Source organism: Kitasatospora sp. NRRL B-11411, assembly GCF_000721345.1.
Lineage (GTDB): Bacteria > Actinomycetota > Actinomycetes > Streptomycetales > Streptomycetaceae > Kitasatospora > Kitasatospora cineracea.
In genome coordinates this window covers 1-15,935 of the sequence record NZ_JOGH01000187.1, presented here as the reverse complement: position 1 = coordinate 15,935, position 15,935 = coordinate 1, and the positions used below count along the sequence as shown (strand labels likewise).

General features: G+C 75.1%; 13 protein-coding genes. 6 read left to right on the top strand and 7 right to left on the bottom strand.

The window, feature by feature from the left end:
• Positions 1-374: 374 nt before the first annotated feature.
• Complete coding sequence (locus IH44_RS0137835; protein ID WP_051818175.1) at positions 375-2,747, bottom strand: Dyp-type peroxidase; 2,373 nt, start codon at positions 2,745-2,747, stop codon at positions 375-377.
• Positions 2,748-2,851: 104 nt separating this feature from the next.
• Positions 2,852-4,735 carry a galactose oxidase early set domain-containing protein gene (locus IH44_RS0137830; protein ID WP_030464385.1) on the bottom strand — a complete coding sequence of 628 codons (1,884 nt, stop codon included), beginning with the start codon at positions 4,733-4,735 and terminating at the stop codon, positions 2,852-2,854.
• A 218-nt stretch (positions 4,736-4,953) separates the two neighbouring features.
• Between IH44_RS0137830 and IH44_RS0137825 the strand changes: the two genes are divergently transcribed.
• Complete coding sequence (locus IH44_RS0137825) at positions 4,954-5,361, top strand: hypothetical protein (protein WP_030464384.1); 408 nt, start codon at positions 4,954-4,956, stop codon at positions 5,359-5,361.
• Between the two features lie 176 nt (positions 5,362-5,537).
• On the opposite strand, the gene IH44_RS0137820 is transcribed toward IH44_RS0137825, so the two are convergent.
• Positions 5,538-5,759 carry a hypothetical protein gene (locus IH44_RS0137820; protein WP_030464383.1) on the bottom strand — a complete coding sequence of 74 codons (222 nt, stop codon included), beginning with the start codon at positions 5,757-5,759 and terminating at the stop codon, positions 5,538-5,540.
• Positions 5,760-6,210: 451 nt separating this feature from the next.
• Here IH44_RS0137820 and IH44_RS0137815 point away from each other — a divergent pair, with 451 nt between their 5' ends.
• The 3 genes from IH44_RS0137815 (at position 6,211) to IH44_RS49570 (ending at position 9,957) form a co-directional block, all read left to right on the top strand.
• Complete coding sequence (locus IH44_RS0137815) at positions 6,211-6,414, top strand: cold-shock protein (RefSeq protein ID WP_030464382.1); 204 nt, start codon at positions 6,211-6,213, stop codon at positions 6,412-6,414.
• A gap of 152 nt (positions 6,415-6,566) precedes the next feature.
• On the top strand, positions 6,567-7,790 hold the full coding sequence (locus IH44_RS0137810; RefSeq protein WP_051818172.1) for a DEAD/DEAH box helicase: 1,224 nt from the start codon (positions 6,567-6,569) through the stop codon (positions 7,788-7,790).
• A 79-nt stretch (positions 7,791-7,869) separates the two neighbouring features.
• A complete protein-coding gene (locus IH44_RS49570) occupies positions 7,870-9,957 on the top strand; it encodes a sensor histidine kinase (RefSeq protein WP_157852607.1) in 2,088 nt (695 codons plus the stop codon).
• A 101-nt stretch (positions 9,958-10,058) separates the two neighbouring features.
• Here the strand turns inward: IH44_RS49570 and IH44_RS0137800 are convergent, their stop codons facing one another.
• A complete protein-coding gene (locus tag IH44_RS0137800; protein ID WP_030464379.1) occupies positions 10,059-10,667 on the bottom strand; it encodes a DNA-binding response regulator in 609 nt (202 codons plus the stop codon).
• Positions 10,668-10,753: 86 nt separating this feature from the next.
• On the opposite strand from IH44_RS0137800, the gene IH44_RS0137795 reads away from it, so the two are divergent.
• Both IH44_RS0137795 and IH44_RS0137790 read left to right on the top strand, forming a co-directional pair.
• Complete coding sequence (locus tag IH44_RS0137795; RefSeq protein WP_030464378.1) at positions 10,754-11,488, top strand: ABC transporter ATP-binding protein; 735 nt, start codon at positions 10,754-10,756, stop codon at positions 11,486-11,488.
• Entirely contained in the window at positions 11,485-13,953 is a 2,469-nt protein-coding gene (locus tag IH44_RS0137790) for an ABC transporter permease (RefSeq protein WP_030464377.1), read from the top strand. The genes IH44_RS0137795 and IH44_RS0137790 overlap by 4 nt, the downstream gene beginning before the upstream one ends.
• Before the next feature lie 13 nt (positions 13,954-13,966).
• On the opposite strand, the gene IH44_RS0137785 is transcribed toward IH44_RS0137790, so the two are convergent.
• From IH44_RS0137785 to IH44_RS43460, 3 genes are all read right to left on the bottom strand, one after another.
• Positions 13,967-14,620 carry a hypothetical protein gene (locus IH44_RS0137785; protein ID WP_030464376.1) on the bottom strand — a complete coding sequence of 218 codons (654 nt, stop codon included), beginning with the start codon at positions 14,618-14,620 and terminating at the stop codon, positions 13,967-13,969.
• Positions 14,617-15,195, bottom strand: a complete 579-nt coding sequence (locus tag IH44_RS0137780) for an RNA polymerase sigma factor (RefSeq protein WP_030464375.1) — start codon at positions 15,193-15,195, stop codon at positions 14,617-14,619. Before IH44_RS0137780 ends, IH44_RS0137785 begins: the two co-directional genes overlap by 4 nt.
• 121 nt (positions 15,196-15,316) lie before the next feature.
• On the bottom strand, positions 15,317-15,715 hold the full coding sequence (locus IH44_RS43460; RefSeq protein ID WP_051818163.1) for a hypothetical protein: 399 nt from the start codon (positions 15,713-15,715) through the stop codon (positions 15,317-15,319).
• Between the last annotated feature and the right edge of the window lie 220 nt (positions 15,716-15,935).

The following is a 15,935-nucleotide window of genomic DNA, read 5'->3' as shown; positions in this document are numbered from 1 at the left end:
CGCGTGCGCTACCTCGTCGACGAGCCGGGCCGGACCGTCCACCTCGTCTACGCCTCACCCCGGCATCCCAAGGACACGGACAGCTGATCGCCAACAGGGCGGATCGGTCCGGCTGTGGGCACCAGGCGACGTGGTCTCAGTTCTGGTCTCATTCACCGCCGTCCGGGCAGGTTCAGCCATGGCCCAGTCGGTTACTCCGCCGCAGTTCAGGACGGGCGTGAACCCCGGTGGACAGCACTGAGGAGAGTGGGAAAGCGTGTTGGGGGCAACCCCTCACGAGTTCGAATCTCGTATCCTCCGCCTGATCGAAGGCCCGGACCGCAACTGCGGTCCGGGCCTTCGGCGTTCTGTGGCCGTGGCTGGGCGGCGGGGGGTTACGGCTTGCGGCACCAGACTGCGGTCGGGCGGTCCTCCCGCAGGAGGTCGTCCTGGTGGTTGCCGCCGTGGTCGACCATGATCACTCGGTACTCGTCCTGGTGGAACACCCAGTACCAGTGCTGGCCGCCGGCGGGGTCGTCCTTGCCGGGGACGGGGAGGAAGGCGTCGACCCTGGTGACGCCTTCGAGGGAGCGCCACTGGCTGAGCTGCCGGTCGTCCCGCTGGAGGCGGTCGGGGTGGGCGTTGCCGGAGCGGCCGATGGAGATCAGGCGGTAGCGCTGGCCCACCGGGGTGTTGTGGAACATCCAGTACCAGAACGAGCCGTCGCCGGCCGGCCGCTGGTCGGGCACCGGCAGGAAGGCGTCGACGCGGGTGACGGGGGTGGCTCCGCCGAACGACCTCCACCTGCTCACCGGCTGGTCGTCGGCCACCAGTTGGCTGGCGTAGGGCTCGGAGGCCCCGATCGTGACGTAGCGGTAGAACTGGTTGCCGCCCACGGTGTGGAAGACCCAGTACGCGCTCTTCCCGTCGACCCGCTGCTCGTCGAAGACGGGCAGGATGGTGTCGACCTGGGTGACGCCCTTCAGGGCGGGCCAGGACGAGTACGGCCCCACGTCCTTGACGACGACCCCGGTGCGGTCGTCGACCGTTCCGGTGGTGAGCCGGCGGACCTCGGTGTCGCCGGTGCCGATCAGGCGGATCGTGCCCTGCTGGAACGTCCAGTAGCGGCCCGGCGCGTCGGGCAGCGGCAGGACGCAGTCCACCGGCAGGTCCTGCGCCGCGGTCCGGTGGCCGGTCTCCTCCTCGAGTTCGCCGGTGAGGCGGCCCTGGGCGAGCCGGCGCAGCGTGGTGATGGAGGGGGTGAAGCAGTAGAGCGCGCCGCGGGTCTGGACGAACGGGCGGAAGTCCAGGACGGTGGTCTGCCGTTCGCCCGCCGGGGACGTGCCCTCCCAGCTGGTCCGGCCGTCGTTCACGGTGGCGAGCTGGCCGCTGACCAGCGGGTCGGGGCCGGGCTTGGCCTTGCGGCCGGGCGGGAAGTCGGGGTCGTTGATCCAGTTGGCCTGGATGAACTCGAACTGGCCGACCAGGTCGGACTGGTAGCAGACGAAGAGCAGGCCGCGCTCGGCGTCGGGGCCGTTCAGTTCGTCGCCGCTGGTGGGGTCGAAGGGCTGTCCGTAGGGGGCGCCGCGGCGGATGATCCGGCGGGCGTCGATGAACGCCTCGTCGACCGGGGTGCCGTCGACCAGCCCGGCCCGCGGGTTGGTCTTGCGCAGGTGGGAGAAGAGCGGGGTGATCAGGCCGTCCGGGTCCTCCGGGTCGCCGAGGTACTTGAAGTCGTTGTCGGACCCGGCGGCCGTGCCGCCGGCCCGGTCGGGGTGCTTGCACACCGGGGAGCCGTCGCGCCAGCGGCCCACCAGCCGGGCGGCGAACCAGTCCCGTTTGGTGTCCTCCGGCACGGCCTTGAGGTCCTTCAGCCGCCGCAGTTGGGCGTCCACCTGCGCCCACCAGCCGGCGACGTCCTGCTCCAGGCGGCGCACCACCTGGAAGGAGCCGTCGTGCATCCAGTCGGGGACGGTCTCGACCGCGGCGGTGCCCCGGTCGTGCGCCGCGGTGAGCTTCCTCCCGACGACGAACTCGCCGGCCGGGAGGATCCGGGTGCCGGGGTGCTTCTTCGAGTAGAAGACCCGGTCGGGGCCCTCCCCGGTGAACTTGTCGGGGTCCGGTTCGTCGAAGCCCTCGACCTCCGGCTCGCTGACGCCGTCCTTGAAGCCGAAGTGCTCCTTGCCCTTCTTCTCGCCGGGCAGGGCGGCGCCCTTCTGCTCGTAGACGACGACCGCACCGGCCTGGGTGGCGGCGGCCTTCTGCTCCTCCAGCGCCCCGGCGAGGCCGTTCGCGGTGTCGGAGGCGACGGTCAGCACCGCGTGGACGGTGGGCTTGGTGGCGCAGCCGAACACCCAGTGCTTCGGGTCGTTGTCGTCGGTGTCGCCGAGCGCGATCGACCGTCCCGGGTCGGCCGGGCCCTGGATGAACGCCTCCAGGGTGTCGCCGGTCCTGGCCCGGTCCTTCAGCAGGTCGGGCCGGCCGGTGATGAACTGCAGGCCCTGGTAGGTGAAGCCGAGGCCCAGCCAGGTGGCCTTCAGTGCCGCCGGGTCGTCGCCGCCGGACGCCTGGCGGGCCTGGCTGTAGTCCTCGTTGAACTCGGCGACCGCCTTGGTGGTGGCGATCTTGGGGGTGATCTTCTCCAGCCAGCTCCGGGCCGCCGGGGCGTCGCTGAACTGGAGGAGCAGGAGTGTCATGTGGTCTTTTTTGAATCCGGCGATGATGTCGCCCTGGATCTCGCGGTCTTGACGCAGGCTCAGGTCGGCCATGGAGGGGATCCGTTCGTCGGCTCCGGCTGGTGGGGAGGCTCCCGGGCGCCCGTCCCGGGCCCGCCGGTCGCGGGCCCGGCCACCCGGGGTGTCGGGGGGTGGGGTCAGGCGTTCGGGCTCAGCTGGATCCACTTGGCCACGCTGGGCACCCCGGCGTCGTTGAGCAGGAAGAGCATGTACCAGCCGGGAGGGGCGTCGGCGGACGAGGCCGGGGTCTGGAGCACGAGCTGGCTGCCGGCCCGGCTGACGAGCTTGAGTTCGAGGCGGCGCTGGCTGGTGTCGACCGAGTGCGTGGAGGTGATGGGGGCGAGCAGGACGGCGCGGGCCGCCTGGGTCGGCGAGTTGGTGTTGATCCGGAACGCCTTGTCGTAGCCCACCGGGTCGGCCGGTACGGTCCTGATGTCCGGGCGGGGGCCGCCCTGGTGCAGGTACGGCGGTTCGTAGATCTCGATGGTGCCGTTGTTGCCGGACTTGATGTCCGGGTTGTTGGCGATCTGCTGGAGCTCGTCCCCGGTGACCATGATCCGGCCGTCGGGCAGGACGACCGCGTTGGAGTGGTAGCCGCGCGGCAGCCGCTGCTTCGGGCCGAGGGTCCAGTTGCCGTCGGCGTCCCGCAGTTCGACCTGGCGGAACCGGTCGTCGGGGACGTTCGGGTTGTAGTCGCCGAGGCCGTAGTCCCGGATGCCGACGGCCCCGTTGACGGTGAACAGGTTGCCGTCGGGGAAGATCAGCGTGTCGTCCTGGGCGCGGCCGAGGTTGCGCGGCTTGTCCTTGGTCCACCGGCCGCCCGAGAACTTGAAGGTGTCGGGGTCCTTGTAGTTGCCGCCGAGGACGAGCACCGAGTCCGGGCCGGCGGTGCCGTTGGGCAGGGCGACGGCCGATCCGTACAGGCGGGGGAAGCCGTCGGGCCGGTTGGGCAGCGGGCTGCGGGTCTCGTTCGCCGGGTCGAAGACGAACTGCTGGTCGGAGCTGCGGCCGAAGCCGTAGATCCGGCCGTCCCGGAGCGAGAACAGGTGCGGGTAGTCCATCCGGTACGGGGCGTCCGCCTTCCACCGGTCCAGCGCGACGCCGTCGGGCGCCGCCGACCTGGCGTAGGGGACGTCGGTGCCCTTGGCCGGGAAGCGTTCGATCACCGGGGTCGGGGTGCCGAAGCCGAGTTCGGACTGGCCGGACATGATGGTCTGCCGGCCGTCGGCCCCGGTGACCACGCTCGGGTACCAGCGGCCGACCGACATGTCCTGCTCCCGGTGCCAGGTCTCGGTCCACGGGTCGAAGACCAAGGCCAGCTTGGCTCCGGTGCCGCCGTTGCCGCCGAGGTTGCCGCCGAAGACGCCGACCATGCCGTTGGGCAGGTAGGAGTGCCCGGCGCAGAAGAACGGCGCGGGGCGCGGCTCGTCCAGGCCGTCCGGCATGTCGACGACCGGTGGCGGGACGGCCTTGAACTCGCCCGGGTCGGTGTCGTTCGCGGGCGGCGTCCAGAGGTAGGCGCGGCCGGCGTTCTGCTTGCCGATGACGTCGGTGGGCGCGGTCTCCTTCTGCGGGTTGTCCTCGACGGACTCGAAGGAGAACATCAGCACCTTGCCGGTGGGCAGCAGCGCGATGTGGTCGGCGAACTCGGGAGAGGGGATGTACTGCTTGAACTGCCCGAACTTCGCTGGGTCGAAGGTGCTGTTGAACTCCCGCTGGGTCCTGGTCAGCATGGTGAACCGGTTGGTGCGGGTGGTCTGCGGATAGTCGGTCTGGACGGCCCGCAGGCCGATCCGGTCCCGGGCCATCGACTCGGCGGCCGGGCGTCCGAACGCGGCCACCTCGTCGGCGCGGACCTCGGCCTGCAGCTGCTCGCCGGTGATGCGCAGCCCGCGGTTCCCCGCGAAGGGGTCGGTCGTGGCGGAGGCCGCCGGAACGGGGGCGGTCAGGATCGTGGTGGTCGACAGGGCGGCGGTGACGGCGGTGGCCGCCAGTACTGCCCTCAGTCTTCTGCGTGTCATGGGGGTCCTCACGGCGTGCTGGTCGAGGCTGCGGGGCAGCCACACGGGGGACAGCGATTCGCCGCCAGTAGAGCACGCTGCGTAGTGGTTCGTTTGCAGACACTCCAGCATTCCCAAGATCGCCTACTGGCACAGCGTCACCGTGCGTGTCGACCTGACGGTCCGTCACCCCCGTGCTGGAATGTCCGCACACCCCCACCGGACCCCAGGAGTGACACGTGTCCAGCAAGACCAGGATCGCCACGGCCCTCGCCGCGGGAGCCGCCGTCCTCGCCGCCACGAGCGGCAGCGCGGCAGCGACCACGAGCCTCCTCGCGCCGCAGGCGGTGACCGGCCCCACCATCCCGGGCGGCGCCGACGGGAAGCCGCACGAGCTGCTCTGCCCGCCGGACGAGAGCGTCTACGGCGGCGGGTTCAGCATCACCCCCGGCGAGAACCGGCAGCTCGACCGGTGGCCGACCGACGTGCTGGAGAGCCGCCCCAACGACGAGGCCACCGGCTGGATCGTCACCGTGCGCAGGAACGACTGCCCGCCGGAGGGCGCGAAGGGCGAACCGAGGCCCGCGGACCTCACCATCCGCATCGTGTGCACCGACGGCGAGAACAACGTCAGCCTCGGCGGCTGACGCTCCCCACCGGCCCGGGGGAGGCGGCGGGGCCGGCGGGGCGGGCCCTCACGGGTCCGGGTCCCGCCCCCTCCGCCACGCTCGAAGGCCCGGACCGCAACTGCGGTCCGGGCCTTCGTCGTTGGCGCTTGTGCGGGCGAGCCGTCGGTGGCGGGGCGGGAGGGGGCTCAGGGTGGTCAGAGGTTGAACATTCCGCGGTAGGGCTCGGCGATGCGTTCCTGGTGGGAGCCGAAGTCGACCAGGACCGCGGTGTCGCCCTCGACGGCGACGACCCGGCCGAGGCCGTAGGCGTCGTGGGTGACGCGGTCGCCGACGGCGAAGTGCTTGCGCGGGGCTTCGGCCTTGGCCTTGAAGGGGCTGGTGGGCAGGTGTCGGCGGACTGCTTCAGGCTTTTTCATCCAAGCCAGTATGCGCCGTGGAGCGCGGGCGGCGCCCCTTTCTGACGGGGCGAATTCTGGATGCCCGAAATGCCGGGTGTGTCGAACGGCACTCCCGCCGGGGGTCCGGACCGGGGGACGCCGCGGGGCGGGGAGAGCGCCGCGCGCGCCCCCACCGGCCCGGTCAACCGTCCCGACCGGTGCGGGTGTTGGCGGGCGGGGGCGGGCCCGGCCCGCCCGCGCCGAGGGGAGCCGCTCCGGAACCGGGGAGAAATGTCCCCCCGTTTCGGGCCCGGGGCTGCTACAGTCGAAGGAGTTGCAGTAGTGGTTCCCATGAACTTTGTGTGCGCCTGCTGATGTATCGCGGGCGCATTTCTGTTTTCCGGACATTCTCCGGACGGGTACTCATCGCAGTGACTCGGCTCCCGTAACGTGCGGGTTCCGGAAAGTGCCTTGAAGGAGATTTTTTTACATGGCTAACGGCACCGTGAAGTGGTTCAACGCGGAAAAGGGCTTCGGCTTCATCGAGCAGGAGGGTGGCGGCCCGGACGTGTTCGCCCACTACTCGAACATCAACGCCACCGGCTTCCGCGAGCTGCTCGAGGGCCAGAAGGTCGAGTTCGACGTCACGCAGGGCCAGAAGGGCCCGCAGGCGGAGAACATTCGCCCGCTGTAGTTCCCACTGCCACGGCAACCGCCTGGCAGCGAGGGGCCCGCGCCGCGCACCTGGTGCCCGGTGCGGGCCCCTCGGCTTTTCCGCCGCCCCCGCGCCGCTTCCGTGCCGCTTCCGTGCCGCTTCCGTGCCGCCGTCCGAGAGGGGCCTCCCGCATGAGCCTGCCCGCCGTCACTTCCTTCGAGGAACTGGACCTGCCGGGAGAACTGCTGACGATCCTGGCGCGCCGGGGCCTCACCACCCCCTTCCCGATCCAGGCCGCGACGCTGCCGAGCTCGCTGGCCGGCCGGGACGTGCTGGGGCGGGGCCGCACCGGCTCCGGCAAGACGCTCGCGTTCGGCCTCGCCGTGCTGGCCCGCACCGCCGGGCAGCAGGCCGAGCCGCGCTGCCCGGTCGCGCTGGTCCTGGTCCCCACCCGTGAGCTCGCGCAGCAGGTCGCCGAGGTCCTCACCCCGTACGCCCACGCGGCGCGGCTGCGGATGGCCACCGTGGTCGGCGGGGTGCCGGTGCGCCGCCAGGCGCAGGTGCTGAACCGCGGCGCGGAGATCGTGGTGGCCACGCCCGGCCGGCTGAAGGACCTGGTCGAGCGCAGGCTCTGCCGCCTGGACCGGGTCGCCGTCACCGTCCTCGACGAGGCCGACCGGATGGCCGACATGGGCTTCCTGCCCGAGGTCACCGCGTTCCTCGAACAGGTCCCCGGGGGCGGCCAGACGCTACTGTTCTCCGCCACCCTCGACCGCAAGGTCGACGGCCTGGTGCGGCGCTTCCTGAAGGACCCGGTCACCCACTCGGTGGACCCGTCCGCGGGGGCGGTCGGCACGATGGAGCACCACGTGCTGCACGTCCGGAACGCCGACAAGGACGCCACGATCGCCCACATCGCCGCCCGCGACGGCCGGGTGATCATGTTCACCGACACCAAGAACGGCGCGGACCGCCTGGTCGAGACGCTGCTGGCGAGCGGCGTGAAGGCCGCGGCCCTGCACGGGGACAAGTCCCAGCCGCAGCGCACCCGCACCCTGGAGCAGTTCCGCAGCGGCGAGGTCGCCGCGCTCGTCGCCACCGACGTCGCCGCCCGCGGCATCCACGTCGACGGCCTCGACCTGGTCGTCAACCTGGACCCGCCCACCGACCACAAGGACTACCTGCACCGCGGCGGCCGCACCGCCCGGGCCGGCGAGTCCGGCACCGTCGTCACCCTGGTCCTCCCCCACACCCCCGGCCCCCGCGCCCCCCCGGGGGTCCCCGTCCCCGTGCCCGCCCCCGTCGTCGAGCCCCCCCGCCGCAACCGGTCCGCCGCCGGCCGGCCCCGCCGCCCCGCCCCCGCCCGCAACCGGTCGGCCGCCGGCGGCTCGGGCGGTGCCGCGTCCCGGCACTAGCCGTCGTCCCGACCGGAGGCCCGGACCGCGGTCGCGGTCCGGGCCTCCGTCGTGGCGGGGGCCGCGTACGATGCGCCGGGTGGAGGGGGAACGCGGGCCGGGGGGACGGCGGTTGGCGGCGGCGGTGGCCGTGGCGCTGGTGCTGGTGCACCTGGTGCGGGGGGCCGGGCGGGTCGTGGCGGAGCCTGCCGCGGGGGTCGCGGTCGTGGCGGCCTGCCTGGTGCTGGCGGGGCTGCAGCTGCGGCACACCCGGGGGGCGGCCGGGTGGGGCGGGTGGGCGGCCGTGGAGGTGGGGGTCGGGTTCCTCGCGGTCGGTCCGCTCGGGGTGTCGGTCGGGCTGCTGTGCCTGCCCGCGGCTTCGCTGCTGCTGGAGCGGCGCCGGGTGCTGCTGGCCCTGCTGGTGGCGGGGGCGGCGGCGGTGGAGGCGGGCCGGGCCGCGGAGCCGCGGGAGGCCGTCGACCTGCTGCTGACGATCGCGCTGGGCGGCGCCATGCTCTACGCCGTGACCGCGCTGGCGCTGCTGGCGGGCCGGGTCCACGGGGCCCGGCTGGAGCTGGCGGCCTCCGCGGTCACCGACGAGCGGCTGCGCATCGCGTCCGCGCTGGGGAGCGGGCTGGACGCGGGCATGGCCCGGATCCGGGAGGCCGCGGAGCGCCGGGACCCGGCGGCGCTGGACGGGTTGATCGACACGGCGCGGCGGACGCTGGGGGCGGTCCGGGCCGCCGCCGCCGAGCTGCGCAGCCTCTCGCTGGCCCCGGAGGCGGCGAGCGCCCGCGCCCTGCTGGGTTCGGCGGGCATCGCGGCCGACCTGCGGATCGGGCACCGCGAGCCGCTCGGGCCGGCCGGGACGGTGCTGGCGGTGGTGCTGCGGGAGGCGGTGACCGCGGTGGTGCGGGTCGGGGACGCCCGGCGGTGCGAGGTCTCCACCGAGGAGCGGGCCGGGCGGGTGGTGCTGCGGGTGGTCAGCGACGGGGTGCCGACGGCGGCGCTCGGCGCGGACGTCCTGGACGACCTGGCGGAGCGGGTGCGGGCCGTCGGCGGGCACCTGGCGGCGGGCCTGGAGCCGGACGGGCGCTTCGCGGTGGAGGCGTCGGTGGCGGTGGCGCCGGCCCCGGTCGCCGTCGACCCGCCCGAGCTGCGGACCGCGCTCGGCCTGTACTGGTTCCTGCTCGCGGTGTTCTGCGCGAAGGCGCTGATGTTCGTCCCCCCGTCCCGGCTCTGGCTCGGAGCGGGGTGCGTGGCGGTCTTCTGCGCCTTCCAGGTCCGCTTCTCGATCCGGGACGCGACCCGGCACGCCCGCGCCGCGCTGCTCGCCTCGGCGGTGCTCGCCCTGCTGCCGCTGCCCTGGCTGGGCCGGAACTGGATCGGCGCGGCCGGCATCCTGGCCGGTTCGCTGCTGATCGCCCTGCCGCTGCGCGCGGGCGCGGCGTCGGCCGTCGCGGTGGTGGCGGCCGCCGGGGTGGTCGGCGGCCACGGCCCGGTGCCGGTGCTGCTGACCGCGGTCAGCGCGCTGGTCACCTGCGTGGTGGTGTACGCGGTGCTGCGCCTGGTCCGGCTGGTGCGGGAGTTGCAGCGGGCGGCGGCCGGGCGGCGGGCGGCCGCCGTCGTCACCGAGCGGCTGCGGGCCGCCCGGGACCTGCACGACCTGCTCGGGCACGGTCTGACCGCGATCCTGCTCAAGGCGGAGCTGGCCCGGCGGCTGGCGGACGGCGATCCGGCCCGCTGCCGGGCCGAGCTGGCGGGCATCGCGCGGCTGGCCGAGCGCGGCCGGGCCGAGCTGGGGGCGCTGGCGGACGACGGGCCCCGGCTGTCCTTCACCGCCGAACTGGCTTCGGCGGCGGCGGTGTTGGAGGCCGCCGGGATCGCGGTGGAGCTGGAGGACGGGCCGGTGCCGGACGCGGCGGGGGCGGTGCTGGGCGTGGTGCTGCGCGAGGCGGTCACCAACGTCCTGCGGCACAGCCGGGCCCGGCACGCGCGGATCGCCGTCTCGGCGGCCGGCGGGGCGGTGCGGCTGGAGGTGGAGAACGACGGCGTCGGGGCGGACGTCACCGCGCCCGGCTCCGGGATCGGCGGGCTGACGGTCCGGCTGGCCGGGGCGGGCGGCACGCTGGCCGCCGGGCCGGACGACGGGTGGTACCTGCTGCGGGCCGAAGTGCCGCTGCGCTGAGCCGGGTCCGGCGGGTCGGGACCGGCAGGTCGGAACCGGCAGGTCGGAGCGGGTCGGAACCGGCAGGTCGGAGCGGGTCGGAACCGGCGGGTCGGAGCGGGTCAGAGCCAGCCGGCCTCGCGGGCGATCCGGACGGCGTCGGTGCGGTTGCGGGCGTTCAGTTTGCCGACGACCGCGGTCAGCACGTTGCGCACGGTGCCGGTGGACAGGTGCAGGCGGGCGGCGATCTCGGGCGGTTCGGCGCCGCCGGCCAGTTCGCGCAGGACGTCGTTCTCGCGGGGGGTGAGCGGGTTGTCCGCCAGGTCCCAGGCGGCGACGGCCAGGGCCGGGTCCAGCACCCTTCCGCCGGCGGCCACCCGGCGGATGGCCGCGACCAGGTCGGCGGGCGGTGCGGTCTTCAGCAGGAAGCCGTCGACCTTGGCGTCCAGGGCGCGGCGGAGCAGTCCGGGGCGGCCGAGCGAGGTGAGCATCAGCGTCCGGCAGGCGGGCAGCCGCTCCTTGAGCGCGGCGGCCGCTTGGAGTCCGTCCGTCCGGCCGGGCATCTCGATGTCCAGGACCGCCACGTCGGGGCGGAAGACCAGGGCCCGGGGCAGCACGTCGTCCGCCGAGTCCGCCTCCGCGACGACCTCCAGGTCGGGTTCCAGCCCGAGGAGGGCCACCAGGGCGCCGCGCACCACGTGCTGGTCCTCGGCCAGCAGGAGTCTGATCATGGCCCGACCCTACCCGTGACGAGATCACGGGTGGCGCGTGTTCCCGTCCCTGGGAAGGGAGTTCGCGGGCCGGGAGGCTGGAGGGCATGAGCGATGCGATCACTTTGGACGCCGTGAGCAAGGTCCACGGCAAGGGGCGGGGCGCGGTCGCCGCGCTGCGGGAGGTGACGGTGCGGCTGCCGAAGGGCGGCTTCACCGCGGTGATGGGGCCGTCCGGTTCGGGCAAGAGCACCTTCCTGCACTGCGCGGCGGGCCTGGACCGGCCGACCGCCGGGACGGTCCGGCTCGGCGGCACCGACCTGTCCCGGCTGGGCGAGCGGGAGCTGACCGAACTGCGGCGCGACCGGGCCGGGTTCGTGTTCCAGTCGTTCAACCTGGTCTCCGCGCTGACCGTCGAGCAGAACGTCACGCTGCCGCTGCGGCTGGCCGGGCGGCGGGCCGATCCGGGGCGGCTGGCGGAACTCGTCCGCCGGGTGGGCCTGCAGGACCGCACCGGGCACCGGCCGGGCCAGCTGTCCGGCGGCCAGCAGCAGCGGGTGGCGATCGCGCGGGCGCTGGTCGCGGACCCGGAGGTGGTGTTCGCCGACGAACCCACCGGCGCGCTGGACACCATGACGGCCCGTGAGGTGCTCGTCCTGCTGCGGCAGACCGTCGACGAGCTCGGCCAGACCCTGGTCATGGTCACCCACGACCCGGTCGCCGCGTCCTACGCCGACGAGGTGCTGTTCCTGGCCGACGGCCGGGTCGTCGACACCCTGACCGGGCCGACCGCCGCCGCGGTCGCCGACCGCATGATCCGGCTGGGGGCGTGGAACCGATGATGCTGGGACTCGCCCTCGCCACCCTCCGGCACCGCCGGGCCGGGTTCGCCGGCGCCTTCGTCGCCCTGTTCTGCGCCGCCGCCCTGGTCTGCGGCTGCGGGACGCTGCTGGTCACCGGCCTGGTCGGCGCCGTCCGGCCGGAGCGGTACGCGGCCGCGCCGATCGTCGTCTCCGGTGACCAGGAGGTGCACGCCACCGTCGACAAGGGGAAGGGGAAGGTCAAGGAGAAGTCCAAGCCGATCGCGGACCGCGCCTGGGTGCCGGCCGCCCTCGCCGACCGGGTCGCGGCCCTGCCGTCGGTGCGGGCCGTCGCCACCGAGGTGACCTTCCCGGCGCTGCTGCCCGGCGGGCCGGAGCGCGGTGCGTGGGGCCACGGCTGGGAGTCGGCGCCGCTGGCCGGTCTCGTCCTGGCCGCCGGCCGGGCGCCCGCCGCCGACGACGAGGTGGTCGTGGACGCGGCCACCGCGGCCCGGACGCACCTGGCGCCCGGCTCCGCGACGGCCGTCCGGACGCCCTCGGGGACGCTGGGCGTGCGGGTGGTCGGGGTCACCGCGCAGGGCTTCGCCGACCAGTCCGCGGTCTTCTTCGCCACCGGCCGGGCCCGGGCGCTCGCCGGACACGACGGCCTGGTCGGCGCGATCGGCGTCTTCCCGGCCGCGCCGTCGGCCGCCGCCGACGTCCGGGCGCTGCTGGCCGGCACCCCCGGCGCGGTGGTCCGCACCGGCGACGACCGCGGCGGCGCGGAGTTCCCGGACGCCGCCGGGGCCGGGGTGCGCCTGGTCAGCACGGGCGCCGTCCTGGCCGGGACCTCGCTGCTGGTGGCCCTGCTGATCGTGGTCGGCACCTTCGGCCTGTCGGTCCAGCAGCGGCAGCGGGAGATCGCGGTGCTGCGGGCGGTGGCCGCGACCGGGCGGCAGGTCCGGAAGATGATCGGCGGGGAGGCGCTGCTGCTCGGCCTGTCCGCCGGGGTCCTGGGCGCCACCGCCGGTCTGCCGCTGGGCAGTTGGCTGCACGGCCGGTTCGTCGCCCTGGGCGTGGCCCCGGCGAACCTGCCGGTGGTGCTCTCGCCCTTCCCGGCGCTGGCCGCCGCGGCCGCCACCCTGCTGGCCGGCTGGGCGGCGGCCCGGATCTCGGCCCGGCGGGCGACGGCGGTCAAGCCGGTCGAGGCGCTCGGCGAGGCGGAGGTGGAGCCGGCCCGCCCGGCCGCGGCCCGGATCGTCCTCGGGGCGCTGGCCGCCGCCGGCGCGGTGGTGCTGACCGTCCTGCTGACCGCCCTGCACAGCGACCAGGCCGCGACACCGGTCTGCTTCCTCGCCGTCCTGCTGTGGTGCACCGCGCTCTCCCTGCTCGGCCCGCTGGTGGCCCGGGCCGGGACGGCCGTCCTGGGCCTGCCGCTGCGGGCGTCCCGGATCGGCGGCTGGCTGGCCGTCCGGCACCTGCGGGCCGGGGCGCACCGGCTGGCGTCGGTGGTGGTGCCGCTGACCCTGCTGATCGCCATGGCCTGCACCATCCTGTTCACCCAGACCACCACCGGGCACGCGGCCGCCGCCCAGCGCGAACGCGGCAGCACCGCCGACTTCGTGGTCGGTCCGCACGCCCCGGCCTCCGCCGCCGAGGCGCTGGCCGCGGTGCCGGGCGTCCGGACGGTGACCCGGGTCCTGCACAGCCAGGTCCGGGACGGGCTCACCCGGCGCAGCGTGCAGGCCGTCACCCCCGAGCGGCTGGCCGACACCCTCGACCTCGGCGTCACCGCCGGCGACCCCGGCCGGCTGGCGGACGACACGGCGGCGGCCGCGGACGGGCTGGGCTACCGGCTCGGCCAGCGGGTCCGGCTGACCCTCGCCGACGGCACCCCGGCGGAGGTGACGGTGGTCGCGCTCTACGGCCGCGGCCTGGGCTTCGGCGACCTGACCCTCGCGCACGGCCTGGTCGCCGCCCACGTCGACGTGCCGCTGGACGACGAACTGCTGGTCCGCGGCGACGGCCTGACCCGGCAGTCGCTCACCGCCGCCCTGCGGGGCGAGCCCGGGCTCAGGGTGCTCGACCGGGCCTCCGCGTCCGCCGCCGCCGCGGCGAACCGGACCGGCGCGCAGATCGGCTACGTCATGCTCGGGCTGATCATCACCTTCGTGGCCATCGCCGTCCTGAACACCCTGGCCATGGGCATCGCCGACCGCCGCCACGAGTTCGCCGCGCTGGCCCTGGCCGGCGCCACCCGCCGCCAGATCCGGCGGATGCTCGGCTGGGAGACCGCCGTCGCCGTCGTCCTCGCCACCGCGCTGGGCCTGGCCGTCGCCCTCGCGGTGCTGACCACCTACGCCGAGGGCATCACCCGCGGCACCGCCGGGGTCGCCGTCCCCGGCACCGAGCTCGCCCTGGTCCTGCTCGGCGCGGCCGCGCTGGCCGCCCTCGGCACCTGGGTCCCCGCCCGCGCCACCTTGCGGGGGCCGCACCGCCGGGCCTGACGGGGCGGGTCCGTCAGCCCCGGCCGACGCCGACCCGGGCGGCGGGGAAGCAGGCCGGGGCCGGGTTGGTCAGCATGACGGCCAGGCTCCCGACGGACTTGTGGAGCGCGCCCGGCGGGGCCTCGTCGACGACCAGCAGGGTGTCGCCGGCCGGGACCGCGCCGGGGTCGAGCAGGGCGACGCGGCCGTTCTCCGGGTCCAGGGACATCGCCCGGCCGAGGTGGCCGGTGTCGACCGGGGTGACCTTCGCGGAGCAGGAGGCCGACGGCGACAGGACGACGGCGGGCAGCCCCGCCCGGCGCAGTGCGTCCTGCAGCCCGGAGAGCTCGGTGCCGATGATCTCCACGGCGACGAGGCGGTCGGGGCGGACCGTCACGGTGTAGCCGACCTCGTCGAGGGCGCCGCCCCCCACCGCCGGGGGGACCGCCTCCTGGCGGGTGGCGGGGCCGCTGCCGGCCCGGGCGCCCAGCAGGACGGCGGCGACGGCCGCGGCCAGGCCCAGCGAGGTGACCGTGATCCGCCCGGTGCGGCGCCGCCGGACGGGCAGCGGGACGAGCACGGGGCGGGCGGCGGCGGCACGGGCGGTCAGCTCGTCCTCGAGGCGCTGCCGGAAGTTGACGGGGGTGTCCGCGGGGATGTCCGCGGGGATGTCCAGGGGGGTGTTCACGAGGCGACCTCCAGAAGGGTGTTCAGGGACGGGCCGGTCTGCGGGGGGACGCCCCTCAGCGCCTTGCGGGCCCGGTGCAGGCGCATCCGCGCGGTGGCGGCGCCGATCCCCAGCGCCTGGGCGGCCTCGCGGACGGTCAGCCCGTCGAGCGCCACCAGGTCCAGCACGGCGCGCAGCGGTTCGGACAGCGCCGCGTGCCGCCCGGCCAGCTGCCGGGCGGCACGGTCCGCGTCGATCCGGGCCTCGATCACGGCGGCGTCCTGCTCGTCGAGCATCCGGTGGCCGGCGATCCGGGAGACGGCGTGCCGCTCCCGGGCACTGCCGCGGAAGTGCGCGGCCAGCACGTTCCGGGCGATGCCGTACAGCCAGGCGGCGGGCGTCCCCCGCCGGGCGTCGTAGCCGTCCGCCTGCTCCAGCGCGGTCAGGAAGACGTCGGCGGTCAGGTCGGCCGCCAGGTGCACGCTGTCGGTGCGCCGGGTGACGAAGCCGAGGACCGCGGCGAAGTTCTGCCGGTAGAACTCGGCGAACCCGGCCGGATCCGGCACGGGTGGGACGGCGGGGTGCTCCGTGGGCACGGACGCTCCTTGGGACGGGCGGGTGACTGCTTACGCCTCTACTTGGCTCCGGCGCCGAAAAGCGTCACACGGCCCCACCGGGAACGCCGCACCGGACCTCTGTCCGGGGCGGGCCGCAGGGTCAGGCGGGGGTGGGCGGGGTGGTGCGGTGGGTGGTCGGTGGCGGGTCGGCGGGGAGGGTGTAGGGGCGGCCGGAGTGCAGGACGTTCCAGGCGCGGGCCTGTTCGCGCTGGTCGGCGCGGCGTGCGGCGGTGGCCGAGCAGTGCAGCGCGCCGCCGGAGATGGCACCGGTGAGCAGTGCGCCGAGCGGGACGGGCCAGGGCAGCGGGGTGGTCAGCAGCAGGGCGGCCGCGGCGGGGGCGCACCACCAGAGCAGGCAGGCGGTGGCGGCGAGGCGGGCGGCCCGTGGGCGGTCGGCGCCTGCCCGCAGGTCGAGTAGGTCGAGCAGGGCGGGCAGGTGCCAGGCGCTGCCGGTCGCGGTCAGGGCGGCGATGCCGAGCGCGAGGGCGGGGTGAGGCACGGCGGTTCGACCTCCGGGGCGGCGGTTCCAGGGGAGGGGGTTGTTGGTGGAGCGTCAGTTGGCGTGGGGAGCGCTGGTTCCGGAGCGGGCGGGGATGGTAGCGGCCAGGTGCGGAGTCGGGGTGCTGTGAGGGGCGAGATGGTCGGCGGCGGCGATGTCCGGATGGTGAGGGCTGAAGGTTGGGGACTCGGGGCGGATCCGGGGCGGGATGGTGAAGTTG

Excerpts from the sequence above, each read along its gene's own strand:
- IH44_RS0137835 (WP_051818175.1), bottom strand. The coding sequence starts at position 2,747 with ATGGCCGACCTGAGCCTGCGTCAAGACCGCGAGATCCAGGGCGACATC.
- IH44_RS0137830 (WP_030464385.1), bottom strand. The coding sequence starts at position 4,735 with ATGACACGCAGAAGACTGAGGGCAGTACTGGCGGCCACCGCCGTCACC.
- IH44_RS0137820 (WP_030464383.1), bottom strand. The coding sequence starts at position 5,759 with ATGAAAAAGCCTGAAGCAGTCCGCCGACACCTGCCCACCAGCCCCTTC.
- IH44_RS0137815 (WP_030464382.1), top strand. The coding sequence starts at position 6,211 with ATGGCTAACGGCACCGTGAAGTGGTTCAACGCGGAAAAGGGCTTCGGC.
- IH44_RS0137810 (WP_051818172.1), top strand. The coding sequence starts at position 6,567 with ATGAGCCTGCCCGCCGTCACTTCCTTCGAGGAACTGGACCTGCCGGGA.
- IH44_RS0137800 (WP_030464379.1), bottom strand. The coding sequence starts at position 10,667 with ATGATCAGACTCCTGCTGGCCGAGGACCAGCACGTGGTGCGCGGCGCC.
- IH44_RS0137795 (WP_030464378.1), top strand. The coding sequence starts at position 10,754 with ATGAGCGATGCGATCACTTTGGACGCCGTGAGCAAGGTCCACGGCAAG.
- IH44_RS0137790 (WP_030464377.1), top strand. The coding sequence starts at position 11,485 with ATGATGCTGGGACTCGCCCTCGCCACCCTCCGGCACCGCCGGGCCGGG.